20 protein-coding genes are annotated in these 26,093 nt (G+C 44.8%); 10 read left to right on the forward strand and 10 right to left on the reverse strand.

Going from position 1 to position 26,093, the window contains the following annotated elements; genetic code table 11:
* Nucleotides 1-2: 2 nt before the first annotated feature.
* The 5 genes from rsxC to cysD form a co-directional block, all read right to left on the reverse strand.
* A complete protein-coding gene (gene rsxC / locus Nant_RS01625; RefSeq protein WP_054339899.1) occupies nucleotides 3-2,357 on the reverse strand; it encodes an electron transport complex subunit RsxC in 2,355 nt (784 codons plus the stop codon).
* Nucleotides 2,354-3,010, reverse strand: coding sequence for an electron transport complex subunit RsxB (gene rsxB, locus Nant_RS01630; RefSeq protein WP_054339900.1), 657 nt, complete (start codon nucleotides 3,008-3,010; stop codon nucleotides 2,354-2,356). Before rsxB ends, rsxC begins: the two co-directional genes overlap by 4 nt.
* A gap of 13 nt (nucleotides 3,011-3,023) precedes the next feature.
* The gene (gene rsxA / locus Nant_RS01635) at nucleotides 3,024-3,605 is read right to left on the reverse strand and encodes an electron transport complex subunit RsxA (RefSeq protein WP_054339980.1); all 582 of its coding nucleotides are present in this window, start codon (nucleotides 3,603-3,605) and stop codon (nucleotides 3,024-3,026) included.
* 163 nt (nucleotides 3,606-3,768) lie between these two features.
* Complete coding sequence (gene cysN / locus Nant_RS01640) at nucleotides 3,769-5,445, reverse strand: sulfate adenylyltransferase subunit CysN (protein ID WP_054339901.1); 1,677 nt, start codon at nucleotides 5,443-5,445, stop codon at nucleotides 3,769-3,771.
* Nucleotides 5,446-5,494: 49 nt separating this feature from the next.
* Nucleotides 5,495-6,412, reverse strand: a complete 918-nt coding sequence (gene cysD, locus Nant_RS01645; protein WP_054339902.1) for a sulfate adenylyltransferase subunit CysD — start codon at nucleotides 6,410-6,412, stop codon at nucleotides 5,495-5,497.
* Between the two features lie 267 nt (nucleotides 6,413-6,679).
* On the opposite strand from cysD, the gene Nant_RS01650 reads away from it, so the two are divergent.
* From Nant_RS01650 to cysG, 5 genes are all read left to right on the forward strand, one after another.
* On the forward strand, nucleotides 6,680-7,465 hold the full coding sequence (locus Nant_RS01650; RefSeq protein WP_054339981.1) for a sulfite exporter TauE/SafE family protein: 786 nt from the start codon (nucleotides 6,680-6,682) through the stop codon (nucleotides 7,463-7,465).
* An 86-nt stretch (nucleotides 7,466-7,551) separates the two neighbouring features.
* Entirely contained in the window at nucleotides 7,552-9,210 is a 1,659-nt protein-coding gene (locus Nant_RS01655) for a nitrite/sulfite reductase (RefSeq protein WP_054339982.1), read from the forward strand.
* Nucleotides 9,194-9,685 (forward strand): DUF934 domain-containing protein, encoded by a 492-nt coding sequence (locus Nant_RS01660; protein WP_054339903.1) that lies wholly within the window; start codon nucleotides 9,194-9,196, stop codon nucleotides 9,683-9,685. Before Nant_RS01655 ends, Nant_RS01660 begins: the two co-directional genes overlap by 17 nt.
* Before the next feature lie 84 nt (nucleotides 9,686-9,769).
* On the forward strand, nucleotides 9,770-10,393 hold the full coding sequence (locus Nant_RS01665; RefSeq protein WP_054339904.1) for a phosphoadenosine phosphosulfate reductase domain-containing protein: 624 nt from the start codon (nucleotides 9,770-9,772) through the stop codon (nucleotides 10,391-10,393).
* Nucleotides 10,394-10,495: 102 nt separating this feature from the next.
* On the forward strand, nucleotides 10,496-11,935 hold the full coding sequence (gene cysG / locus Nant_RS01670) for a siroheme synthase CysG (protein WP_054339905.1): 1,440 nt from the start codon (nucleotides 10,496-10,498) through the stop codon (nucleotides 11,933-11,935).
* A 159-nt stretch (nucleotides 11,936-12,094) separates the two neighbouring features.
* On the opposite strand, the gene Nant_RS01675 is transcribed toward cysG, so the two are convergent.
* A complete protein-coding gene (locus Nant_RS01675) occupies nucleotides 12,095-12,328 on the reverse strand; it encodes a DUF3622 domain-containing protein (RefSeq protein WP_054339906.1) in 234 nt (77 codons plus the stop codon).
* A gap of 372 nt (nucleotides 12,329-12,700) precedes the next feature.
* Here Nant_RS01675 and Nant_RS01680 point away from each other — a divergent pair, with 372 nt between their 5' ends.
* Nucleotides 12,701-12,943 (forward strand): CDGSH iron-sulfur domain-containing protein, encoded by a 243-nt coding sequence (locus tag Nant_RS01680; RefSeq protein ID WP_054339907.1) that lies wholly within the window; start codon nucleotides 12,701-12,703, stop codon nucleotides 12,941-12,943.
* A 321-nt stretch (nucleotides 12,944-13,264) separates the two neighbouring features.
* Complete coding sequence (locus Nant_RS01685) at nucleotides 13,265-14,473, forward strand: bifunctional alpha/beta hydrolase/OsmC family protein (protein WP_054339983.1); 1,209 nt, start codon at nucleotides 13,265-13,267, stop codon at nucleotides 14,471-14,473.
* Between the two features lie 47 nt (nucleotides 14,474-14,520).
* Here the strand turns inward: Nant_RS01685 and Nant_RS01690 are convergent, their stop codons facing one another.
* From Nant_RS01690 to Nant_RS01705, 4 genes are read right to left on the reverse strand one after another with little or no spacing between them, the layout of a single operon-like run.
* On the reverse strand, nucleotides 14,521-16,137 hold the full coding sequence (locus Nant_RS01690) for a sensor histidine kinase (protein WP_076496093.1): 1,617 nt from the start codon (nucleotides 16,135-16,137) through the stop codon (nucleotides 14,521-14,523).
* Nucleotides 16,138-16,166: 29 nt separating this feature from the next.
* Nucleotides 16,167-16,991 (reverse strand): phosphate/phosphite/phosphonate ABC transporter substrate-binding protein, encoded by an 825-nt coding sequence (locus Nant_RS01695; protein ID WP_054339908.1) that lies wholly within the window; start codon nucleotides 16,989-16,991, stop codon nucleotides 16,167-16,169.
* A 5-nt stretch (nucleotides 16,992-16,996) separates the two neighbouring features.
* The gene (locus Nant_RS01700; RefSeq protein WP_076496094.1) at nucleotides 16,997-18,160 is read right to left on the reverse strand and encodes an HDOD domain-containing protein; all 1,164 of its coding nucleotides are present in this window, start codon (nucleotides 18,158-18,160) and stop codon (nucleotides 16,997-16,999) included.
* Nucleotides 18,157-19,878 (reverse strand): EAL domain-containing response regulator, encoded by a 1,722-nt coding sequence (locus Nant_RS01705; RefSeq protein WP_054339910.1) that lies wholly within the window; start codon nucleotides 19,876-19,878, stop codon nucleotides 18,157-18,159. The genes Nant_RS01700 and Nant_RS01705 overlap by 4 nt, the downstream gene beginning before the upstream one ends.
* Before the next feature lie 745 nt (nucleotides 19,879-20,623).
* Between Nant_RS01705 and Nant_RS01715 the strand changes: the two genes are divergently transcribed.
* The 3 genes from Nant_RS01715 (at nucleotide 20,624) to dnaX (ending at nucleotide 26,087) form a co-directional block, all read left to right on the forward strand.
* Nucleotides 20,624-22,948 carry an ATP-binding protein gene (locus tag Nant_RS01715; protein WP_054339912.1) on the forward strand — a complete coding sequence of 775 codons (2,325 nt, stop codon included), beginning with the start codon at nucleotides 20,624-20,626 and terminating at the stop codon, nucleotides 22,946-22,948.
* A gap of 132 nt (nucleotides 22,949-23,080) precedes the next feature.
* Nucleotides 23,081-23,638, forward strand: coding sequence for a response regulator (locus Nant_RS01720; RefSeq protein ID WP_054339913.1), 558 nt, complete (start codon nucleotides 23,081-23,083; stop codon nucleotides 23,636-23,638).
* A gap of 478 nt (nucleotides 23,639-24,116) precedes the next feature.
* A complete protein-coding gene (gene dnaX / locus Nant_RS01725; RefSeq protein WP_054339914.1) occupies nucleotides 24,117-26,087 on the forward strand; it encodes a DNA polymerase III subunit gamma/tau in 1,971 nt (656 codons plus the stop codon).
* Nucleotides 26,088-26,093 lie beyond the last annotated feature (6 nt).

Below are 26,093 nucleotides of genomic sequence, written 5' to 3' on the forward strand. Positions count from 1 at the left end.
TCCTATTCAAATTGGCTTAGAGTGTTGTTAAGTAATGTTGCTTTTTGCTGGGCAGCGGCGAGTTCAGACTGCAGTTTATCAAGCTCTGGGCTATTCAGTTCTGGCTCGGCGGTTTCTTGCAATTTTTTAATGGATCTTTCCAGCTTTGTGACAGCAGCGCGGGCGAGAGCGGCATCGATTTTTAATTTTTTCAAGTCGACACCTTGAGCGGCTGCTATGCTGGTTTTTCGTGCTTCTTCATTGTCCAGCTGTGTTTTTGCTTGCTGATGTAATTGCGTTAAGCGGCTGATTTCTTGCTCTAGTTCTGTTGCCTCGGGCGAGCTGGCCTCGGTCAACTCCATTGCCTTTTCAGCTTTCTTCAGCTTGGTGCGCATGATTGATACGTTCTGTTTGAGTGCTTTCAGATCAATAGCGTTGAGTGCGGCTTCTTTTGGTAGCGTTTCTTGTGCCGCGGAGTTGTGCGCGGCGTTCTCATCAACATTATCAAATGCCTTCTGTGCGCTCTTCGCCTTCTCTTCTAACTGCGCAACGGTAACGCGCAATAATTCAGCGCCGTCGTGGCTTTTTTCTTCCGCTATTTTCAGTGCTTGTTGTGCTTTTTTAAGCTTGGTACGCGCAACTGCTGCTTGAGTCTTCAGTTGTTTGATATCAGGTGCGATCGTTAAGCTCGGCGGTGGGTTCTGTTCCGCTGATTCGAGTGCTTTTTGTGCATCGTTTGCGGCGTGTTCTGCTTGTTGGTACTGCAAATCCAGCTGTGCGATATTATCGCTGCTTTCCACTTTTGCCGTTTCCAGCGCTGTTAGCGCTTTTTTGAGCTTAGTGCGTGTGATAGCGGCGGCTGTTTTCAGCTGTTTTATTTTATCTTCAGGATTGGCCTCAGCGGCCTCCGTGGCGGTTTTTTTAGCGGCTTGTGTTTTGGCTGCCTGCACTGCGCGGTCTTTACGGCGTGCTTCTTTATCTGCTTTTTCCTGATCCAGGCGTGCTTGGCGTGCTTCAAAGCGTTGGCGTGCCTGATCAGCTTTGCGTTGCTCCGCTTCCTCTGTTCTGATCTCATTTTTAGCAAAGCGATAATATTGCACTAACGGAATATTACTCGGACAAACATAGGAGCAAGCGCCGCATTCGATGCAATCAAACAGATTGTGGTTTTTGGCTTTGTCGAACTCACGGCTCTTCGCAAACCAGTAAAGTTGCTGGGGCAGCAATTCGGCGGGGCAAGCCTGCTCGCAGAGTCCGCAGCGGATACATGCCTGTGCTGGCGGTGCCGGCGGCATCTCTTCTTGTGTGGCAGCGATAATACAATTAGATGTTTTAATAACAGGGATGCCGTCATCTTCGATAGTAAAGCCCATCATCGGACCTCCCATCACCAATCGGCTTAACTGATCTCGTTTGATTTTTGCGGTGTCGAGTAATGTCTTTAAGGGTGTGCCGATAAGCGCTTCAAGGTTCTGTGGTTTGCTGACGGCTGCGCCGGTAACAGTGACTACACGTGATATCAGAGGGATACCATGCTGTACCGCCTGGTATATGGCCGCGGCCGTTCCGACATTTTGGCAAACAATGCCAACATCTGCAGGAATGCGCCCGCTGGGTACTTCAACGCCGGTTAATAATTGAACCAGTTGTTTTTCCCCGCCGGAAGGATATTTTGTGGGCACAACCACAATATCAATATTAAGCGTGGTGCTGCGCAGAGCCTCTTCAAGAACGCGGATCGCATGTGCCTTGTTATCTTCGATGCCGATTAGAATATGGGTCGGATTCAGCAGGTAGCTGATGATCTCAATCCCGCCTACTATCTGATCGGCACGTTCCCGGATCAGCATATCGTCAGCGGTAATATAGGGTTCACACTCTGCTGCGTTGATAATTAGTGTGTTAACAATATGATCATCACCCAGATGTAGTTTTACATCGGTCGGAAAGCCTGCACCGCCCATACCGGCAATGCCATGATTACGGATGAAATCGATGATGCTTGAGCGTTCGAGTGCGCGGTAGTCTCCGAGTCCCTGATGCTCGGTCCATAGATCTTTACCGTCTGTCTGAATCGTAATGCATGTCGCGTCAAGGCCAGAAGGATGAGGCACGGCCTTGGGACTGATTTCTACTATCGTTCCCGAACTTGAGGCATGTACGGAGACGCTGATTCTACCTTGCGCTACAGCGATAACCTGGCCTTTAAGGACATGCTCACCCGGTTTGACGCAGGGCTTTGCCGGTGCTCCAATGTGTTGTTGTACCGGAATAACTAATTGTTCAGGCACGGGGGCAAGGCGGATGGGTGCACGCGTCGACTGCTTTTTATTCTCAGGCGGATGAATGCCACCATGAAAAGCAAAAATCTTACTCATGAAACCGCCTTCTCTTTGCTCGATGCCTGCTTGTTCAATGCTTGTTTGTTCAATGCCTGTTCACTCGATAGCGGGTCAGAGCTGTAGCCAGTATCTGTCGCAATAAGTTCTATACCCGGCACGGGAGGCGTCCATTTCCAGTTATTCAATGTGGTTTCAATCGGTAACATATCGATACAGTCAACAGGGCATGGCTCTACACACAAATCACATCCTGTGCATTCAGAAACAATAACGGTATGCATCTGTTTGGCTGCACCTAAAATGGCATCAACAGGGCAGGCCTGTATACACTTTGTGCAGCCGATGCATTCATCTTCACGGATGTAAGCGACCGTCTTAACACTTTCCTCTCCATGTTCGGCATCCAGAGCGACGGCTTCCACATCCAGCAGATCAGCCAGTGCTTCAATCGTAGTCTGGCCGCCCGGAGGGCATTTATTGATCGCTTCGCCATTAGCAATCGCTTCTGCATAAGGGCGGCAGCCAGGATAGCCGCATTGGCCACACTGCGTTTGCGGTAAAATATCATCTATCTGATCGACGATCGGATTGCCTTCCACTTTAAATTGGACGGCGGCATACCCAAGGATCAAGCCAAAAATGATCGCTAAGCTGAGTAAAACAAGAATGGCAACTAATACGGCGCTCATTAATAAATCCTGCTCAAAACTTAACCAGACCGGTAAAGCCCATAAAGGCCAGAGACATTAAACCGGCGGTGATCATGCCGATGGCAGCCCCTCTGAAAGGAGTCGGTACGTCAGCAACCGCTATGCGTTCGCGTATAGCAGAGAATAATATCAGTGCGAGAGAAAAGCCTACTGCGCCGCCAAATCCATAAAAAATGGACTCCATAAAACCATTCTGTTTTTTGATGTTGAGTAAGGCTACGCCCAGTACCGCACAGTTTGTGGTGATCAGTGGCAGGAATATACCCAGTACTTTATGTAGCAGTGGGCTGGTTTTTTTGACGACCATTTCGGTGAATTGTACAACAACAGCAATCACCAGAATAAAGGAGATGGTTTTCAAATAATCTAATTCAAAAGGTATCAGTAGGTAGGTGTAAACCAGGTAGCTGCATACGGAGGACAGCGTCAATACAAAAGTGGTGGCTAGTGACATGCCCATGGCTGTTTCGAGTTTATTCGATACACCCATGAAAGGGCAGAGCCCAAGAAACTGAACCAGTACAAAGTTGTTGACCAGCACGGTGCTGATTAAAATGAGAAGAAAATCTGTCATGAACTCTGCATCAAAATGCGAAAATCTATCCGGCTTTCCCTGATAGATATCTGAATTTAACAAAGGCTAAAGTTTGCCTTCATCTGTGTTTGGCAGCACAGCGAAAGGCTTAATCTAAAGCAAAGAGAGGGTAGCCTGGGCTACCACTCCCTGCGAGCCGGTATTATATCAGATTCTTCTCGCGCAATTGTTTTATTGCAAGGTTAATCTGATCGCTGTTCTGCGACTGCTCATCTGCCTGTATGATCAGATCAGCGCTATCAATATCGGTGTTGGTTAATACCAGCAGGCCATTCTGCTTTAACAGTGTAGCCACGGCTGAAGGCTGTTCAGATAGTGTAGAAGGAAGCGCGCCGTTAATCAGTGTTGCGACGGCGCGACCTGATTTGAATAGTGCGTTTTCTAATGAGTAAATCAGTGTTTGTGCTGCGGTTGCCGATCCGCAAATCTGAATCACGGCGGCTTGCTGACCAAAGCTACGTGCTTTTTGTGCTGCATCCACTTGAGGTGCTGTAAATAGCGCTTGTTGGTTATCATCATTGCTTTCAATGATCATGCCTGCCGCTACCGTAGCATTACTCAGGCGATCGACAACGATGAAGGAACCCGTGCCGCGGAACGCTTTGTAATTATCGGCCAGAATAGGGCGTTCAAGTGTTATTTCACAACGGCCAATTTCGTTTAATTCAAGCGTGCTACTCTGCGCTGTTTCGAGTGTGTTGACGTCGATTTTATGACGGATAGCCGTGATGGCGCCGGCAGTGTGACTTGTTAGTAATTTTATATCGTAGGTTTTGCCCTGAGCCAGCGGTTTTTCATCCATCCAGACGAGCGTGGCATCAAAGCGATTAGTCGCTTTAGGAATATTCTGGCTATGGACAATAATGTCACCGCGAGAAATATCGATTTCGTCTTCCAGTGTCAGCGTAATGGACATCGGCGGAAACGCTTCCTGCAACTCGCCATCAAACGTCACGATGGACTTAACACGTGAAGATTTGCCGGAAGGCAAGACCGTTACAGCGTCACCGGGTTTTACGATACCGGATGTCAATGTGCCGCAATAACCACGGAAATCAAGGTTAGGGCGGTTAACATATTGTACTGGAAAGCGCAGATCTTCGACGTTTTTGTCACGCGCAATCTTAACGGTATTCAGCGTTTCCATTAAAGGAAGGCCGGTATACCAGGACATGTGCTCAGAAGGATTGACCACGTTGTCGCCCTTAAGAGCAGATAACGGTACAAACTGAATGTCGGGCAGATCAAGGTCGGCGGTGAATGCCAGATAATCTGCTTTAATCTGTTCGTAGCGCGCTTCGCTGAACTCGACTAAGTCCATTTTGTTGATTGCGACAATCGTGTGTTTAAGACCCAGCAATGACACGATGAAGCTGTGACGCTTGGTTTGCACCTGTACGCCATAGCGGGCATCAATCAGAATGATCGCCAGATCGCAGGTAGACGCGCCTGTGGCCATGTTACGGGTATACTGCTCATGCCCCGGGGTATCGGCAATAATGAATTTGCGTTCAGCGGTCGAAAAGTAGCGATAGGCTACATCAATGGTGATTCCCTGCTCGCGCTCAGCTTGCAAACCATCAACCAGTAGTGCCAGATCCAGTTCTTCTCCGGCGTTGCCGACTCGCGCATTTTCGCTTTTAATAGCCGCTAGTTGATCTTCATAGATCATTTTTGAATCGTGAAGTAATCGGCCTATCAAGGTCGATTTTCCATCGTCTACGCTACCGCAGGTTAAAAAGCGCAGCAGTTCTTTATTTTCGTGCTGATGAAGATACGCTTCAATGTCTGTAGAAATTAGTTCAGATTGGTGGCTCATGGGTATTGCTCTCTAAATTCGGTATCAGAAAATGGCTAAGTAATGGGTGTTAGAAGTAACCTTCCATTTTCTTTTTCTCCATTGAGCCAGATGAATCGTGGTCAATTGCTCGGCCTTGTCGCTCAGACGTTGTGGTCAGCAGCATTTCCTGAATGATCTCCTGTAACGTCTCAGCTTCTGACTCAACCGCGCCCGTCAATGGATAGCAACCTAGGGTTCTGAAGCGGACTTTAAGCATTTGCGGTTGTTCGCCTTCAGCTAAAGGCAAACGATCATCATCGACCATAATAAGCATACCATCGCGATTAACCACAGGGCGTTCAGCCGCTAAATACAAGGGTACAATGGGAATGCTTTCCAGATAAATGTACTGCCAGATATCCAATTCGGTCCAGTTGGATAGTGGAAACACACGGATGCTTTCTCCCTGATCAACACGGGTATTGAAAATATTCCACAGCTCAGGACGTTGATTTTTAGGATCCCAGCGGTGGAATTTATCACGGAAAGAGAAAACGCGTTCTTTCGCACGGGATTTCTCTTCGTCGCGACGCGCACCGCCGAAAGCGGCATCAAATTTGTATTTTTCCAGCGCCTGTTTCAGCCCCTGTGTTTTCATGACATCAGTATGCTTAGAAGAGCCGTGTGAGAAAGGCCCCATGCCCATATCAACACCTTCCTGATTTATGTGGACGATCAGATCCATGCCGGCTTGTTCCGCCATTTTGTCACGGAATGCGATCATCTCCTTAAATTTCCACGTCGTGTCTACATGCATCAGAGGGAAAGGTGGCTTGCCTGGATAAAAGGCTTTGCGAGCCAGATGAAGCATCACTGCAGAGTCCTTCCCAATAGAGTAAAGCATGACTGGGTTATCAAACTCAGCGGCTACTTCGCGAATAATCTGAATGCTCTCGGCTTCCAGCTGTTTTAAATGGGTAAGACGGCGCTCTGGTAAAGATGTCATCTGTTTCTGCCTGCTCGATATAAAGCTAAATTAAGGGAGTGCGTAACCGAGGTGAACGCATTCGCCATATATTGAGCGTATTATCGCAAAGAGTTTTATCTATTAAAAGTAATAAATAGCAATCTTGTTAGAAGTTTTTGGAATAAGAGGAGGTGTTGGCTGTATATTTCTTAATCGAATAACAAAATGTAAAACTATTATTTTCTGTTATATAAAAAAATGAGTATGATAGCGCCTGATTCGTTTAGCGTGATAGGTGCTCATTTTATGGAACTTGCTTACAGCTTAGCAGGGCTAGTTGTAGGGTTTATTGTTGGACTTACCGGGATCGGTGGCGGTGCGCTAATGACACCTATTCTGATTGTGGTCTTCGGCATCCCTCCTATTATTGCGGTTAGTACCGATCTTATTTATGCTTCCGTCACTAAATTCGGAGGTGTTTTTGCCTATGCGCGTAAAAAGCTCATTGAGTGGCGCATTGTTATATTGTTGCTGTCTGGCAGTATACCCGGCAGTTTGCTAACACTTGAATACCTAAAAGGTTTAGCTGCACTGGATCAGATTGAAGGCTTGATGAACCTAACCTTGGGTGTCTCATTGATACTGACATCTGTTGCGGTTTTTGGTCGCAATAAAATTCGTGAATTTGCACTGAAAGTGGAAGGGCGGCCTTGGGTTGTTCGTGCGAAAAAAATACGCCCGGCTGTCACTGTACTCACCGGTATTTTGCTGGGAGGGCTGGTAACATTGTCCTCTGTGGGCGCGGGTGCGTTAGGGACGGCCATGCTGATTACCTTGTACCCGAGAATGAGTATGCCTGCCATCGTAGGCACTGATTTGGTACATGCTGTGGTCTTGACAGGTATCGCCGGTGCCGGGCATTACACGATGGGCAGTGTTGATTTATCATTGCTTACTTATTTGTTGGCGGGGTCTTTACCGGGTGTATTTATAGGTAGCCACTTCGGAGCCAAACTTTCTCCAAAAGTGATGCAACCTATTATGGGTTCATTACTATTGATTATTGGCGTACGTTTTGTGCTTGCGGGTTAGCAAAACGGTAAACAATAACGAAAAATGATTTTTTAATTTTTAAGTATTATAGCGGGCAGTACCGCTGCTAAATGGGTGAAACATTCATGTATCAGTATAATGAAGTCGACCAGACCCTGGTTGACGAGCGCGTCGAACAGTACCGTGATCAAACACGTCGCTATCTGGCAGGAGAGTTGCCGGAGGATGAGTTTCTTGCTCTACGGTTGATGAATGGTCTTTATATTCAGCGATATGCGCCGATGCTACGCGTAGCTATTCCTTATGGTCTGATGTCTTCGCTACAGTTGCGTAAAATGGCGCATATAGCCCGTACGTATGATAAGGGATACGCCCACTTCACGACCCGTACCAATATTCAGTATAACTGGCCAAAACTCGAAGAAGTGCCTGATATTCTTGCTGAATTGGCACAGGTCCAGATGCATGCAATCCAGACGTCCGGTAACTGTATCCGTAACACCACAACCGATCCTTATGCCGGTGTTCATGCGAATGAACTGGAAGATCCGCGGGCGTATTGCGAAATTATCCGCCAATGGTCAACGCTGCATCCTGAGTTTGCGTACTTGCCGCGTAAGTTCAAAATTGCAGTAACCGGTAGTTTTGAAGACCGTGCCGCGTCACAGGTGCATGATATTGGTTTGCATCTGGTACAGAACGATGCCGGCGAAATTGGTTTTGAAGTACTGGTCGGTGGTGGCTTAGGCCGTACGCCTGTTATTGGTAAAATGATTAACGAGTTCCTGCCAAAAGAGCATTTGCTGTCGTATCTTGATGCCATTCTGCGTGTTTATAACCTCAATGGTCGTCGTGATAACAAGTATAAAGCGCGTATTAAAATTTTAGTTAATGCGTTGGGTGCTGATGAGTTCCGTCGCTTAGTGGATGAAGAATGGCAGCATGGACGTGATGGTGAATTGACACTGACACACGCTGAAATTGAGCGTGCAAAGTCTTTCTTTACGCCATTTGACTATGATGTGACAGCCGCAACTGATACCTCATTGGCGTTGCAGCAGGCCGAAGATAAAGGCTTCAATACCTGGTACGAGCGTAATACGGTCGATCATCGTGTTGCAGGCTATCGGATTGTGATTGTGTCACTCAAACCTTATCTGCAGCCCGCCGGTGATATTACGGATGCGCAGATGGATCTGGTCGCTGATCTGGCAGAGAAGTATAGCTTCGGTGAAATTCGCTCTACTCATGATCAGAATCTGGTATTGGCGGATGTTAAAAAATCCGATCTATATACTGTGTGGCGGGCACTGGAAGCTCATAACCTGGCGCGTCCGAACATCGGAACCTTGTTGGATATGATTGTATGCCCGGGGTTTGATTTTTGTTCGTTGGCTAATGCTAAGACTCTGAACATTGCTGATCAGATCAATGAGCGTTTCGATGATCTGGACCATCTGTACGACCTGGGCGATATTCAGCTGAATATGTCAGGTTGTATCAATGCGTGTGGTCATCATCACGTTGCCGATATCGGTATTCTGGGCGTCGATAAAAAAGGTGAAGACTGGTATCAGATTACCTTGGGCGGGTCTTCTCGTGAAGATGCGGCATTAGGTAAAGTATTGGGTAAATCAGTTGCGACTGATGATGTGGCTAATACCCTCGAGAAAATTTTGGAAGTGTTCGTAGAGCGCCGTCAAGAAGAAGAATTATTCCGTGATACGTTTAAACGTATCGGTATCGACCCGTTCAAGGAGAATGTTTATGCCACTGCTCATTAATCAAAAAGTCGTTGCGCAAGACAGCTGGCAGTCGGTTGATGTTGAGACGCTTGAATCAGTGCAGAACCTTCCTGATGGCGATGTTATTGTCCCTTTGACATTTTATCAGGAACATCGCGAGCTGTTGTTGAGTCGCTCGGGCCGTTTAGGTCTTCAGGTGAATGGTGATGACGATTGGGTGGCATTATCTGCAGAGCAAGCCAATGTTGCCTTGATTGCCGTTGAGTTCCCGGTTTTTCGAGATGGTCGTGGTTTCAGTATTGCTCGCCAGCTGGTGCGCGCTGGTTTTAGTGGCGAAATACGCGCGGTGGGTGATGTTACGCGTGATCGTCTGGCCTATATGCAAAGCAGTGGCTTTAATGCGTTTGTTATCCCGGAAGAGCGTTTTTCTGCTGATGATCTCGGCGCGTTTACTGAAGTTAGTGTTAATTATCAGGGTACTGCGGCCGATCCACGGCCTCTGTTCCGCCGTTAAGATATTATCATAGTCTTATATTTTCATAGTATGATCTGAGCTAAAACCTGTCAGGCTTTAGCTCAGAAAAGAGAGAGAATAACGATGAGTATTGATCTGGTTGCTGCTAATAAAGCACTCGAAGGTAAATCACCACAAGAGATTATCGCATGGGCTATCGCTCAATCTGACAATCCATTAGTGACGACTAATTTCCGTCCTTATGAATCTGTGATTCTGCACATGGCCGTGCAGGCAAAGCCTGATATTAAAATCCTGTGGGTTGATTCGGGCTATAACACATCTGCTACTTACCGTTTTGCAGAAAAAATGATCCAGGATTTTAACTTGAATGTGGAAACCTATATTCCACAGCAAACATCAGCACGTCGTAATGTATTGATGAAAGGTATTCCCGATGTTGATGAACCGTTGCATGATGAGTTTACCCGTCAGGTAAAACTGGAACCGTTTCAGCGAGCCTTGGCGGAAATGAATCCTGATTTTTGGTTGAATGCTATCCGTAAGGATCAAACCGAGTTTCGTCAATCGTTGGATATAGTATCCGCCAGTAAAGATGGAATTATTAAAGTAGCACCACTGTTCAACTGGAGTGAAGCGGATCTGGAGACGTATCTGGTGGCTAATAATTTGCCAAATGAACATGACTATTTCGATCCGACAAAAGCACTGGAAACCCGTGAATGCGGCTTGCACACGCAACTTTAAAGTAGCTGAATCACTAAAAATTCAATCAGTGGGCCCTATGTAATCAGTGGTTATTGGCCGGATTATGCTAATCTGGGCTCATACATTAACTGAGGGCGCATTGTGGATTTTTTACCTCTATTTTTTAATCTGAAATCACGTCAGGTGTTGTTAATTGGCGGTGGTGATATCGCCTTACGCAAGGCGCGTTTGCTGAAGCGCTCAGGTGTTCACCTAACGGTTGTTTCCCACGTTGTTGATGATGAACTTAAAGCGCTGCTGATTGATTCTCAAGATCAGATCATTATTGGCGAATATCACGCTGAACTGCTGGAAGGCAAAACGCTGGTGGTAGCGGCAACTGATGATCATAATCTCCATGAGCGTGTGCATTATGATGCGCTAGAGCGCAATATTCCTGTCAATGTCGTTGATACGCCTGCGCTCTGTACCTTTATATTTCCTGCCATTGTTGATCGCTCTCCCATTGTTATTGGCATCTCTTCCGGTGGAGAGTCTCCGGTACTGGCGAGGCTATTACGTGCGCGTCTTGAGACCCTCATTCCTAACGGCTATAGCCGCTTAGGGTCTCTGGTAGGGCGTTTTCGAAATCAGGTGAAAGCTACCTTCGGATCGGTTAATGAACGCCGCCGCTTTTGGGAGCATGTGCTTGAAGGGCAGATTGCTGAAAAAGTTTTCTCAGGGCGTCATGACGAAGCGGAGGCTTTGCTGGAAGCGGCCATAGAAAAAGGTGAAACGGGCCATCAGGTTGGCGAAGTCTATCTGGTGGGAGCGGGGCCTGGTGATCCGGAATTACTGACATTCAAAGCGCTGCGCCTCATGCAACAGGCGGATGTGGTTTTTTATGATAATCTGGTATCGGCGCAAGTACTGGATCTGTGCCGACGCGATGCCGATCTGATTTATGTAGGTAAAAAGCGTGATGATCACGCGGTTCCACAAGAAGGGATCAATACGTTACTCGTAGAGCATGCCCTGCAGGGTAAACGTGTGGTGCGGCTTAAAGGCGGCGATCCTTTTATCTTTGGCCGTGGTGGCGAAGAATTGGAAACCCTCAAATCACACGGTATTCCGTTTCAGGTTGTTCCCGGTATTACCGCTGCCAGTGCGTGTTCTACTTATGCCGGTATACCACTGACGCATCGTGGTTATGCTCAATCGGTTAAATTTGTTACCGGGCAGCTTAAAAACCGTAAAGACAAGCTCAACTTTGCTGAATTGGTACATCCTAATCAGACCGTTGTGTTTTACATGGGTTTACATACGTTAACAGAGCTGGTCGACGGTTTAATCGGGCACGGTAAGCCTGCTGAAACGCCTGTTGCGATTATCTCTAAAGGCACATCGCCCGATCAAAAAGTACTGACTGGAACGTTGGCAGATATAGCAGCGAAGCAGTATGAAGCTCAGTTAGTCGCACCCGCATTAATAATCGTAGGTGAGGTTGTTACCTTACAAGATAAGTTAGCATGGTTTGGCGATCGAGTGGAAGAACAAGCCCAGACGCATGCGCTAGGTATGATCAACACAGGCGTGGAATAAACGGGCAGCTTGTGCATGAATGCGCTGTTAGCGTATAGCTCAATATAACCAGTACAGTTCAAAAATAAAGAGCGTCGTTCTAAAATTATTTGCTCAGATAAAAAGCCGAATCATATATTGATTCGGCTTTTTTATGACTGCTCTTTGTGCTGCGAGCCTTTAAGAAAATTTTATTTCGCGGTTAATGGCCCGGCGCTTGTTGCGTTCTGTCAGTGCCTTCAGAAAAGACTCGAGCTCTGTTTCGCCCCACGCTTGTGCTTCCTCTGCAGAGGTAAAGCCATCCTGACTTTTGGATACGATGGTCTCTTTTGCTGTCTTCTGTCTGATTATTTCTACCGTCCAGCCAGTGTCGTTTTGCACTACCCGTAGCTCGAACTTCTTGCTTTTAGACATATTTACTTAATTTCCTACACTATTTTTCGTGGTGTGAGCGCGCGAATATTGTTAGAAGACGCATTGTTTGCCAGAGCAGAAGAACCGCTTCTGCGTTTCAGAGCGCGCGTGCAGTGGGAATGAGTGATCGTTCGGCACTTGAATGATGTTATTAGATGTTAACTGTGCACGAATGGCAAGTGCTGGCTGAATAGTTAGCGTGGCAATGGCGGGTATGCTATTAATAAAGTTGATCGGAACATAGCGTGTTATGTTTCTTAGAAAGCGATGCTGGAGCCTGGGGAAATCCGCCAGTAAGCTAATATTTGTTTATCAAAGCTCTTTAGAGAAATAGTTTAGTAGAGCTTTTTATCAAAATAAGGGAAATTCATCATGAGTGAAAAAGCCGTCATTGCACAAAAGGCACCTTATGCCGCCGACGTTGTCGAAGGTGAAACTTACCGTTGGTGTGCTTGTGGGCATAGTGCAAAACAGCCGTTCTGCGATGGTTCGCATCGCGGTTCTGAGTTTAAGCCAGTTGTCTTTACGGCAGAGAAAACAGCAAAAGTGTATCTGTGCGGCTGCAAGCAAACAGCCAGTCAGCCTATGTGTGATGGCACTCATAAGTCGCTATAGAGGTTAAGTGACTGCGTTGTTTATAAGTAAACAGCCAGTCGATGTTCGATGTGTGATGGAACTCATAAGTCGCTATAGAGGTTAAGTGACAGCGTTGTTTATAAGCAAACAGCCAGTCGATGTTCGATGTGTGATGGAACTCATAGGTCGCTATAGAGGTTAAGTGACAGCGTTGTTTATAAGTAAACAGCCAGTCGATGTTCGATGTGTGATGGAACTCATAGGTCGCTATAGAGGTTAAGTGACTGCGTTGTTTATAAGTGCTATTCGGATTTTTTCTGTGGCATTAATTATATATAAATTTTCAAGGAGGGTATGCAGATGCGGATTAAAGTTCAATTTGAAAGCAATGGCCACACGCTGGCGGGTATGCTTGAAACATCTGAAGCAGAGATCCGCTGTTACGCACTGTTTGCACATTGTTTTACCTGTGGAAAAGATATTGCGGCGGCTTCCCGTATTGCCAGAGCGCTTACACAGAAAGGAATTGCTGTACTGCGCTTTGATTTTACCGGATTAGGCAACAGTGATGGAGATTTTGCCAATACTCATTTTTCATCTAATATTCAGGACCTGTTGGCCGCCACAGATTTTTTACGGCAGTCCTACCAGGCCCCCGCACTATTGATCGGGCACAGTTTGGGTGGGGCCGCGGTCTTGGCCATGGCTAAACAGGTGCCCGAAGCGCGTTGTGTGGTGACAATCGGTGCTCCTCATCATGCTAAGCATGTGGTGCATAACTTTGCGGCGTCATTAGATGATATTCAGAAAAACGGAGAGGCTGAAGTCTGTCTGGGTAACCGGAAATTTCTGATTAAAAAGCAGTTTCTGGACGATATTGATTCGCATATCGATAATGATATAGGGAAGCTAAAAAAAGCGTTACTGGTGATGCACTCTCCGTTGGATGAAATTGTGCCGATATCAGAAGCAGAAAAAATTTACCGTGATGCTAAGCACCCTAAAAGCTTCGTCAGTCTGGATAGTGCAGACCATCTGTTAACAGAAAAACAAGATTCAGAATATGTAGCTGAAACGATTGCAGGTTGGGCTAGTCGTTACCTGCCAGCGTTGGAGCATCATCAGCGTCAGGTCAAGCAAGGGCATGTACTTGTTGAAGAGAAAAATCATGTTTTCAGTCAACATGTAAGTAGCGATAGCCATTATTGGTTGGCAGATGAGCCTATTGCTGTGGGTGGTAGTAATACCGGACCAGACCCTTACGAGCACCTACTAGCGGGTTTGGGGGCTTGTACCTCAATGACCATTCGGATGTATGCCAGTCGTAAAAAAATTCCGTTAGCGCATATCAAAGTAGAGCTCAGCCATAGTCGCAACTACCACCGAGATTGTGAGGGATGTGATGAGGTTCCACAGGCAATAGAGGTAATTGAGCGCAAATTGATCTTAGTGGGAGACCTAAGCGATGAGCAGCGACAACGCTTATTAGAAATTGCAGATAAATGCCCCGTGCATAAAACGCTTCATAGTCATCTTCGTGTAGAAACAGTATTGGTCCCACAAGTATGAGCAGTGAAAACTCAGGTAGCCCGAGGGGTGAACAGTACTAACCGCTATTACTCCTCAGTAACGAGAGGTATGCGTAAACTAAAGCAGCTGCCTTTGCCCACTTTGCTCTCAACAAGAATCTCACCGCCATGCTCTTTAGCTATACCATAAGCAATCGAAAGACCCAGGCCTGTACCTTCTCCAACCGCCTTGGTTGTAAAAAAAGGGTCGAATAGTTTATGGATTTGATTCTCAGGTATCCCCTTGCCTGTGTCGGACACACTGATCTCTAGCATTTTTTCATCTTGGCGCGATCGTACATAAATACTCCCATGTCCTTCAATAGCGTGGCCCGCATTGATGATCAAGTTGAGTACTATCTGGCTAATCTGCCCAGAGCAACAGTAAGTCAGTGGCAAGTCAGCGAGGTCTTTTTGAATATCGCAGTGGTATTTAAGCTCATTATTGGCCATGTTAAGTGCGGATTTAATACAGTCATTTAAATTACACATAATATAGCTATTCATAGTATCAATGTGAGAAAACTCTTTCAGGCTTTTAACAATATTGCTCACTCTGACCGTGCCTTCAATAGATTCCTGTATTAGAAAGTCAAGATCTTCATTCATAAAATCCAGATCGTATTGCTGGCAGAGTTGATCGATTTTAAGCTGCTGAGCTTGCCTTTTGTCTGCATCCGTCAACGTCGTTAATAACATATATTCATCAATCAAGCTGCGATAGCTTTGTACGTAGTGTTTCAGTGAATGAAGGTTGCTCATCACGTAACCAACCGGGTTGTTTATTTCATGAGCGACGCCTGCGGCCAGTAAACCGATTGATGACATTTTTTCTGAGTGTAGCAGTTTCAATTGGGCTTCTTTTATATTCTGATTAGCTTTTTCTAATTCTATGTTTTTTGCTTGGATTTGCTCTGAACGACTGAAAACACGTCCTTCCAGCGAGCGGTTTAGCTTCTGGAGCTCAGCCTCATATTGATCCCGGCGAGTGCTGGCTTCCTTTAGGCTCGAAGCCATAACATTAAAAGCAATGGCTACATTGGCTATTTCGTCGCGCCCTTTAATAGGGATATTAATTTCCAGATCACCTTCTGTGATTGATTTAGCGGCAATACTTAGAATCTTTAACTGTCGTGTTAAGTAACCACCCAGCAAAAAAGAGAATAGCGCCACAAGCCCCATTTCAATAACAGCTATAACTGCACTACGGTTTTCTGCTTCAGTAATAATGGTAGTGAGATTGCTTGTATCCAGTCCGATTTCAACCCGACCATATATCACTCCCTCTTCTGATATTTCAGAAAAAGTATCAAATACATCATCGGATACAGACTCTACGTGATGGTCGGCGACAAATGCTTGTTCTAAATATTCTGACTGACCAGCTTGCGCAAAAACATTTCCATCAGGCCCTAATACCCTCGCATAAAGTAGATCACGATGAATTAAAACTTCATTAACAAAAGACTCAAGCGAAGCCAAATCATAAGAAAGCACGGCATCTTTGGTGGTTGCTGCAAACAATGCTGAGGTAGTAGAGGCATGCTTAATAAAAGAGTCATAGTTACTGGTTCTTAGGTAATCCAGCGTCATCATGACTAGCAATGCTAATAAAACAGCCTCAATACAGGCGATACCAATGATGGTTTTTACCCTAATCGACAAGAGATATTTCCTACAATAGAGTTAATAAATTATTTAATCAGTTCATCCAGCAGTTTGATATTAAGCGCTCTTATATCATCCCAATCGGAATCATTGGCCAGTTCAATACCTTGAAATTTCATTGTCTTAAGTAAAGCCAAACCTTTAGGGTCATCATTCATTCCTAAAAGGGCGTGCTTCAATTCTTCAACGGTCTCGGCACTGACGCGCGGGTGAACGGCAATAGCATGAGGCGTGTAACCAGGCGAAGCCCAAAGCACGCGTAACTGTTCTCGAACTTCAGGTGTCGTATTATTAAACGTACGCATAATACCGCCACCTGCAACAAAGAAGCCGCGAGCCACGCCAAGATACACGGAGTCATGAGAAGATACGTATTGCGGGGTAAAATGGATATTCTGCCATTTCATGACAGAGCGCGGAATAACACTGGCCGCAAACGCAGTGGGCGAAGGGAACGCCAATTTTCTGTTATTTAACTCGGCCAGTTCTTGAATTGGGCTGTCTTTGCGCACAATCATAATACCATTAACGCGTTGATTTTTTTGCCGTGCGATTGCTTCATAACCAGGCGTGTTATGGAAGACCGTATAATGATAAGGATTCATATATGCAATGTCGTATTGGCCGGCCAGTAGACGCTCTTCAAACGTCGGGATATCTCGAGCTGTAGCAAAGCGAATATTTTTACCCATTTTCGCCCCGAGATAATTTAAAATAGGCGTCCATATTTTTGCTGATTTGTTGGCTGATTGCTGTGGTACTACTCCGAAACTAAGCCGCGTGTCGGCATTGACTGCAGGTGCTCCGAGCAGGATTGTCGAAACCATCAAAGCAACAAATATCGTTCTCATATGATTCAATTCTCTCCCTGTTCTTCTGATTCAAATTGATTAATCCATAACACTACATCATCGTGTAACCCTTGCGACTGCAGTAGTTCATAATTAAGTCCTGACGCTTCGCTAAGCGCACTTATACCATTTTTTTGGGCGTTATTGACGACTTTGGCGACATGCAGTCGACAGCATAGTGGTGTGATGACATCCGAATTTTGTGGTGAATTCTGGTATAAAACGGCTTTCACTAATTCCTCATCGAACTCCCAAAGAGCCAATAAGTATGCGCCGACAGCATTTTCTTCACAATAATCCGTAGTATCGTCATTAGCTTCTATTTTAATAAATGACATGCTGGACATCAGGCTACCTATGTTATGCAGTAGCCCCAGGACAAAAGAGTCATTTGTTTCTTTGAACAGGCAGCCACATGCTGCGCTTAGCTGTCGAGAAATCATGGCAATATGCATAGCTTGCGCTAATAATTCATCACGCAGTTTTATATCTGTTATATCGCATTGTTTGGAGATGCCAAAAAACAATACCAGGTTTTTAACTAATCCCTGACCTAATCGGACAACCGCCTCGTGTGGATGCGATACAGGACGGGAAAAACCAAAAAATGAAGAATTTGCCAGTTGTATGATTTTAGCCATAATAGTTGAGTCGTGGCTGATAATTCTGGCAACTTCATGCAAATCAACCATATCATTTTTCAGGTAGCTAGTGAGGCGTGCGTAGACACGTGGTAAAACGGGAATACGCTTTATTGAACCTAGTTGTTTGCGCATGACCGGAGAGACAGGAAGTTCATGCAAACATTTAGCGCGATGTAAAAGCTCAATCAAGGATTCGGGTTTAAAAGGTTTAGCAATCAACATATGTGCGATATCAGCCAAATCTAACGCTACCTCAGAAGTTATAGCACCAGTTAATAGCACTCTTACCACTTCTGGTGACTGATTGCTTACTAAGTGTAAGAAATCAGCGCCATCCATTTCACATATTCGCTTTTCACTAACAACGATCCAAGGAGAGAATTCAGACATCAGCGAAAGCGCTGCCGCTGGCGACTGGCAATACTCAATGTCCCAGTCGTTACAATGTCGGCGCAAGACCCTTCGAAGAGAATTCAAAGTGTTCAAGTCATCGTCAACAAAAATAGCTTTTGGAGTGTTGCTCAATTATTGCCCTCTCGACTTCGTCTCTTCTGATGCTGATAATCCATACCCACTAATGGCTGGTTTTCAAGCAATATACGAAACTGTTCCGCACTTACCGGTGGGCTAAAAAAATATCCTTGAATTTCATCACAGTTAAGCTGCCGTAACATATCAAACTCAGCTTGTGTCTCCACTCCTTCAGCGACAACAGATATACCTAGATCATGTGACATTTGAATAACATGCTTAATCTGGCTTACCATCTGTTTTGATTTTGTAAGTTCTTTTACAAACGATTGATCAACTTTCAATGTATCTATAGGTAAGCGGCTCAAATAATTCAATGATGAATCCCCTGTACCAACAGTATCAAGCGCTAATTTTATTCCGAGGCCTTTCATTTCGTGTAACAATTTAAGGCTACTCTCTATATCCTGCATCAGAAATGACTCTGTGATCTCGAACTCTATCTGAGTGGGAGAGATACCTGATGAGCGCAAAATATGATCGATTTTTTTAGTCAAATCTTCTCGTTGTAATTGCCGACCTGACAGGTTAATTGACAGTGAAAAAGAAGGTAATCCCTCTTTTTCCCAGGCATTTATTTGAGTGCTGGCGGTAGACAGTAGCCATTCGCCAAATGACTCAATCAAACCGCTCGACTCTGCTAAAGGAATAAACACAGAGGCAGCAACCATGCCAAGCGAATCATGTTTCCAGAGTAACAAGGATTCCGCACCAACGATACAGCCAGTAATCACGCATACCTTGGGCTGATACGCGACCGATAATTGGTTAAGGTCTATTGCCTTATGAAGATTATTTTGCAATCTCATTAATTCACTGTTTTTAAGGTGCATTGATGCTTGATAGCGAGGAGGGCGAGTAGCCCCTGGCTGCTTTGAGTACTTAACGGTAGCCTGCGCATTGCGCAGCAATAGCTCAGGAGTCCTTCCGTCCTCAGGGCTGATTCCGTAACCGACACTGAATGAGATATGCAATTCTCGTCCGCCAATATTGATCGACTCCTCAAAGGGCTGTAATAAGTGCTGTATCAATCGCTCGCTATCTTCTTGCGAGTAACTTGCCGGCATAATAAGTACCAACTCATCATCACTCATTTTCCCTAGTACACTACCTGCAGGCTTATTCTGTATGAGCCTCCGGGCAATTGAAGACAATAGCTGATCTGCTAACTCATAGCCTAAGTTGTCGTAATAACTACGAAAATTATTAACGTCCAAGTAAAATGCAGAAACCGGCATGTCGTGTTCTATCCAGTCATGGAGACTGAGCAGCAGTTTGCTCCGTGACAAAAGTTGATCGACGCCCAGCGGCGCGAAATGCTGCTCTTTTAGTGTGCTGTAGCGTTCAAAGGCCTGCTCCACTGTTTCTCTTAAGAGGTTCTCATCCCAAGGTTTCGCAAGGAACTTATAAGCTGTGCCATTATTTAATACTTGGAACACTTCCTCTAATTCAGCATGGCCACTTAAAATAATGCCAACCACATGAGGAAAACACTGCCTAACCTGTGTTAATAATTCCCCTCCTGTCATATCGGGCATTCTGAAATCCGTTAATACTACTTTGATTTCAGGATGTGCCTGTAAAATATCAAGTGCTTCAACGCCACATTCAGCAGTTAATATTCGATAGTCAGTACGACGAAAAAAACGTTTTAACGTACTGATAATCCTCCGTTCATCATCAACCAGTAACAGTGTTTTCTGCGCACCCATTTATGCTCTCCTTGTCTCTGGCATTATCCGTTTTTTATCTGCGTCGATATCTTGATTTTATATAAACGTAAACTAGTACATATTATAAATATATTATTGTGTCACATTAGTGACATTAGTGACATTATTTATTATGAAATATAAAATAGGGAGTGAATATGATCACCAGCACCGAAACTAACACAGGGACTCATTTCGCAATTCCCTTTGTACTGTCTGAAATTCTGTGTGTTGATGATGGGCCCAGCGTATTAAGTGCGTTCAAACGTTTGCTAAGCGCGACTGTTTATGAAGTTTTTCATGATAAGCACATTAATGTAAATCTGCAGATTAAAAGCCGCGTTCAGCGGCGAGCGTTACAAGTTCGTAAGCTAGGGATATACTTGAAGAGAAAAATAAAATAAACGAAGAGAATTACCTGCTCACAATCTAAAGCTAACATGATGCTCTCTCGGTATGTTATCAATAATAAAGAAATTTTACGGGCAGATGAAGGCCATAAGCTTACCAAAGAAAGCATGCCAGTTTATGTGTCTGTGAAAATACAGACGAACAAGTTTTGAAAATATATGCTCTAGAATTAAGCCATTATAAGTGACACTCGTTCGTAATCGACCCGGTAGCGACAATAATGCTAATATCTTATAATTATAATAAGTCATGTGTGAAAGCACTAAAGAATTTTATTAGCGCTGGTCTAAAGAAGCTTCCCAACACGTAAAATTCAACTCAATTCGAGTAGACAATGAAAGCCAAGCAGCCTATTTCTATTTTAAAACTTGTCTGGTTTTCTTACATTAAAAGTGCATTAATCCCTATCTTTTTTATTGAATTTGCATTGGTTAGCGCCTATTTTTTTACCAATGACGTGATTCGCGATCAAAGCATTGCCTCCGCAAAAATGAACGCTCAGTCGCAACTACAAGAAATATCAAAGCTTGAGGCTGCTAATATAGCGGTAGAGTTAAGTTCTGTTGCCAGGCTCACCACTCTTTATGCCGCACAGGTAGCTGAAGCTTACGCAGTCAATATCACGCCGTCAGAGCAAGAAACTTCACGCTATGGACTGAGCAAGCTGGGCGCTTGGTATACGTTAAGTGATAACGGTGGTTCAGCACTATTCGCTTCATCTTTTACGCCGATTGACGATGTGAAACGAAACAAAGCGTGGCAACTCTCGCAACTTGATCCTCTTATGAAAAGCATTATTGACTACAACCCAATCGTCACACAAATCTACTTCAATACTTATGATTCCATCAATAGAATTTATCCTTATTTTAATGTTATAGAGCAGTACCCAGAAGATATGAATATCCCCAGCTACAATTTTTATTATGAAGCTGATGCCGAGCATAACCCGGAAAGAAAAACGATCTGGACTGACGTCTATGTAGACCCTGCAGGCCAAGGATTTATGGCTTCAAATATTGCGCCTGTATATCGCCAAGGCGGTGATTTTCTGGAAGGCGTAGTCGGACTCGATATTACCGTCGACAAAATTATCCAGCAGGTATTATCCCTTCAGCTTTCCTGGAATAGTTATGCTTTATTGCTCGATAAAAACGGAACGATCATGGCGTTACCCGAGAAAGGAGAAGGCGACTGGGGATTGAAAGAATTAACCAATATTACTTATGAAAATGCGATACTAAAAGACACCTATAAACCCGCTGACTTTAATTTGTTTAAACGCCCGGACACTCAGCATATTGCCAAAAAACTCCAAAAAAGCCCTCAAGGGATTGTTAGCCTTGCACTTAAAAGTCACAGCAAGTTAGCCTCATGGTCTACGGTTGCTGGTGCTGAATGGAAATTGCTCATCATTACGGATGAAGATAATCTATACGCCGATGCATTAAAAATGAATGCCAAATTTGAGCGTATTGGTTATGGCATGCTTGTTGCGCTTCTTGTTTTTTACATTCTCTTTTTTATCTATCTTTACCGTAAAGCGGCTCGACTCAGTACTCGAATTTCTACGCCGATTTTATCATTGGAAGGTATTATTACCGACATTGGCAACGCCCGGTATCCATCTTCACACTCGCTTACTGACATAAAAGAGATAAAACACACGGCGGATGGCCTTGTTTCCACCGGGCTGCATCTTCAGGAAAGTAATGTCGCCTTGCAGGTAGCCAATAGCTCGCTGGCGATACTCAATCATCAGCTTGAAGCACGTGTCCAATCAAGAACAAAAGATCTAGAAAGCAGCAACCAGTTGTTGGAGCAAGAAAAGCGAGAGCAAGCCGTGCTTATTGATAAACTGCATGAGACGCAAACGCAGCTGGTGCAATCGGAAAAAATGGCATCGATTGGGCAATTAGCAGCAGGTGTGGCCCATGAAATAAACAACCCGCTTGCTTATATCAGCTCCAATATAAGCTGTTTACGTGATTACACGCAGAATCTTGTCGAGCTCATCGATGGATATGCCTCTTTAGATCTCACAGACCAGCAATTAGCGTTATTTAAACAGCTGGCTGATCGTTCAGACTATGAAGCCATTAAAGAAGATCTGGACGCAGTATTTGATGAATCAGTGTCAGGCATGGAGCGTATTAAAGTGATTGTAGATAACTTACGCAGCTTTGCTCATCCTAGCCAAAACGACTGGCAGATCACTGATATTAATGAATGTATTGAGTTCTCATTAGCGATGGCTGGCAACCAGCTCAACCTTAATACTCGAATATTTACCGATCTGTCCGATATACCTCAAATAAATTGTATTCCTTCTCAGATCATCCAGGTATTTTTAAATTTATTAATCAATGCCGGCCAGGCTATCGACCATGATGGCGAAATCCATATTTCAACGAAATCCTTTAACCATGGAGTATCCATCCAAATCACAGATACCGGGTGCGGTATTTCAGCCGATATTCTGAATAAAATATTTGATCCTTTCTTTACAACGAAGGACATAGGTTCTGGCACGGGTCTGGGCTTATCCATTTCTTACGGTATCATTCAAGCTCATAATGGACAGATATCTGTTAAAAATGAAGAAGGTAAAGGGTGCTGCTTTAATATTTGGTTACCCGAAAATAATATCTCGGAATGAACCAATGAATAGAATCCCCGTCTATAGACGACTACGTGGCATACCTGAGATAATAAAAACTCACATTGGTCGCTAATGTTTTTTGCACGTACTGCTGCTTTTTTATCTGTATATAAACAGGATTGTCTATAAATGAGAACATTAACAACGGGAGAGATCGCGAAGCTATGTGACGTGCATCTCAGAACCGTTATACGCTGGATTGAACGCGGTGATCTTAAGGGTTTTAAATTACCGGGACGGGGTAATAACCGTGTCCGAGCTGAGGATTTTATAGATTTCCTTAATCATCATGGTATGCCCGTGCCGCAAGAGTTCGAAACTAAGCGCTCTAATCTGATTATGATTGTAGATGACGAGCCAAATATTACTAAAGCTATACAGCGTGTGCTGCGAGGGGCTGGGTATGAAACATCTATTGCCACAGATAGCTTTTCGGCTGGCAGTAAATGTATCAGTGAAAAGCCTGCCCTTATGACACTTGATCTAAGTATGCCGGGGATTGATGGTTTTCAAGTCTTAAAGTTTGTTCGTGAATCAGAAGAGCTCAGTCATACAAAAATTTTGGTTATATCCGCGCTTGATGAAGAAAAATTACAAGAAGCTGTTACAAAAGGAGCTGATGCTTTTTTACAGAAACCTTTTGCAAACGATGATCTTTTAAAAGCAGTTGAGTTACTTATTGGATAGGCGGCGTATAAAGATCACACTGTATTCATAATTAAAATAAGTAGAGAATTTAACCGTTTATGGCCGATAATCGCGGAAATAAACGGTTTTTATTGCCATCATGCAAAGTTGCATCTAAGAATATTGTGTTTCATAAATGTCAGATGATCCATTGCATTGCGACCTGATGTGGTTCCTTGTTATACGTTTTTTTTGATATTACTAATAGCGCTGCTTTTAAATAGTGATGTTCTTGCTGTTATGTAGTGGTTAGCAGGGTCCGTCGGCATTTTTAATACAGGCTGTCCGTTGAAAGTCTGTGTTTTTTGTTGATGCTGACAGTTGGTAAAGACAAGTCATTTGAGGTTGTGCGCAGTACGTGTTGAATGACGTGATTTTGCCGGTTAATGAGGCGTGCCATGCGCTTTAACTGGTAGCCATATCAGCCCGTAACCGGTAGCATAAGCGTTTGTTTTTCTGGTGATGGCGTCTTCTATTTATGAGTTATCAGGTTCTTGCACGTAAGTGGCGTCCTAAGCGTTTTGCTGAAATGGTGGGGCAGGAGCATGTCCTCAAAGCGTTGGTTAATGCGCTGGATCAGGATCGGTTGCATCATGCTTATCTTTTCACCGGCACGCGTGGTGTAGGTAAGACGTCAATCGCTCGGTTGTTTGCTAAGTCGTTGAATTGTGATGTGGGTGTGTCATCCGAGCCATGTGGGCAATGCAGCGCCTGTCGGGAGATTGCTGAAGGGCGGTTTATCGATTTGATTGAGGTCGATGCGGCTTCACGGACGAAGGTTGAAGATACGCGAGAGCTACTTGAAAATGTTCAGTATGCTCCTACGCATGGACGCTTTAAAGTTTATCTCATTGATGAAGTTCACATGCTTTCCAGTCACTCTTTTAATGCCTTGCTGAAAACGCTGGAAGAGCCGCCTGCGCATGTTAAATTTCTGCTGGCAACGACTGATCCTCAAAAACTCCCCGTCACTGTTTTATCGCGCTGTTTACAGTTTAATCTTAAAAATCTGATACCCGAGCGTATTGTAGGGCATTTGCAGTACGTGCTGGCTCAGGAAAATGTGAGTTTTGAAGATCAGGCATTGTGGTTGTTGGCACGTTCTGCCGATGGTTCTATGCGTGATGCATTGAGTTTGACGGATCAGTCAATCGCGTTTGGTAGCGGCACGGTGCTTGAGGCTGATGTTAGGTTGATGCTCGGCACCATCGATCAGCGTTTGGTGTATCGCATACTGGATGAGTTGACGGCGCATAATGCCCGTAATTTACTGGGGGTTGTTGCAGAGTTGGCACTATTTTCACCTGATTATATGAATGTGTTGGGTGATTTGATCAGCTTGCTCCATCGTATTGCTGTTGCGCAAGCGATACCGGATGCGATAGATAACAGCATGGGTGATCAGGAGCAAGTTGCCAAATTGGCACAGCAGCTGACGGCAGAAGATGTGCAGCTATTTTACCAGATTGCATTGATGGGCCGAAAAGATCTGCCCTATGTGCCGGATGCGCGTGAAGGACTGGAAATGGTGTTGCTGCGAATGCTGGCTTTTCGTCCAGCTGATTCTGCACCGCGTTCTGTGCATTTAAATCCGCCAATATCGGCTGCAGATACTGGACAAAGCCGTCTGCCTGAAACAATATCCTCTCCAGCTCCAGCTCCAGCTCCAGCTCCAGCTCCAGCTCCAGCTCCAGCACCAGCACCAGCACCAACGCCGGTTTCTGATTTGGAGCCGCCTCCGTATGATGAGAGCGATATTCCGGTTTCTGATGAAGAGTATGAGGTAAGCCCCGGAAAAAAGTCACAAGCTAGGCCTGTTGAGCCCGCATTTACCGGGCATTCCACTCATGAATTAAAAGAGACGCGTCAGCAGTCAGAGCTAAGCCCGGTTGTAATCTCTGGGCCTGAAGTTGCTGTTGACGCTGTTACAAGCACTGCTAGCCCGCGTGTTATTGAGAAGCCGCTTGAGCCAGCGTTGGTAGAAAAACAACAGATATCCGTTACTGTACCCACTGTTGCAGTAACGAGCCTGCCTGCCGATGTGCCGAGTGTGCTAAGCGATTGTCGCGAAGCGCATTGGGTTTTGTTATTAGGGTATATCGGATTGAGTGGTATGACGGCTAATATTGCCAGTAACCTCTCTCTTGAATCGGTGTCTGATACGCAAATAGTCTTCCATTACCGGGCAGAACAGAATGCTGTGATGAATGATGTTCAGAAGCAGAGAATACAAGATGCGCTTTGTCATTATTTTAGAACCTCACTTGAGGTAGAATTTGTTGAAGCAGTACAAACAAGAGAAACGCCAAGCCAATATTTTGCGCGTTTAAAAGCAGAGCGATTGATTGTGGCTGTTTCCGCATTCGAGAGTGATGCCATCGTACAGATGTTAGTGTCACACTTTAATGGCACGATAGATCGTGATTCCATTGTTCCAATTGACCCGTAATAGATG

The organism is Neptunomonas antarctica (assembly GCF_001305295.1).
GTDB lineage: Bacteria > Pseudomonadota > Gammaproteobacteria > Pseudomonadales > Balneatricaceae > Neptunomonas > Neptunomonas antarctica.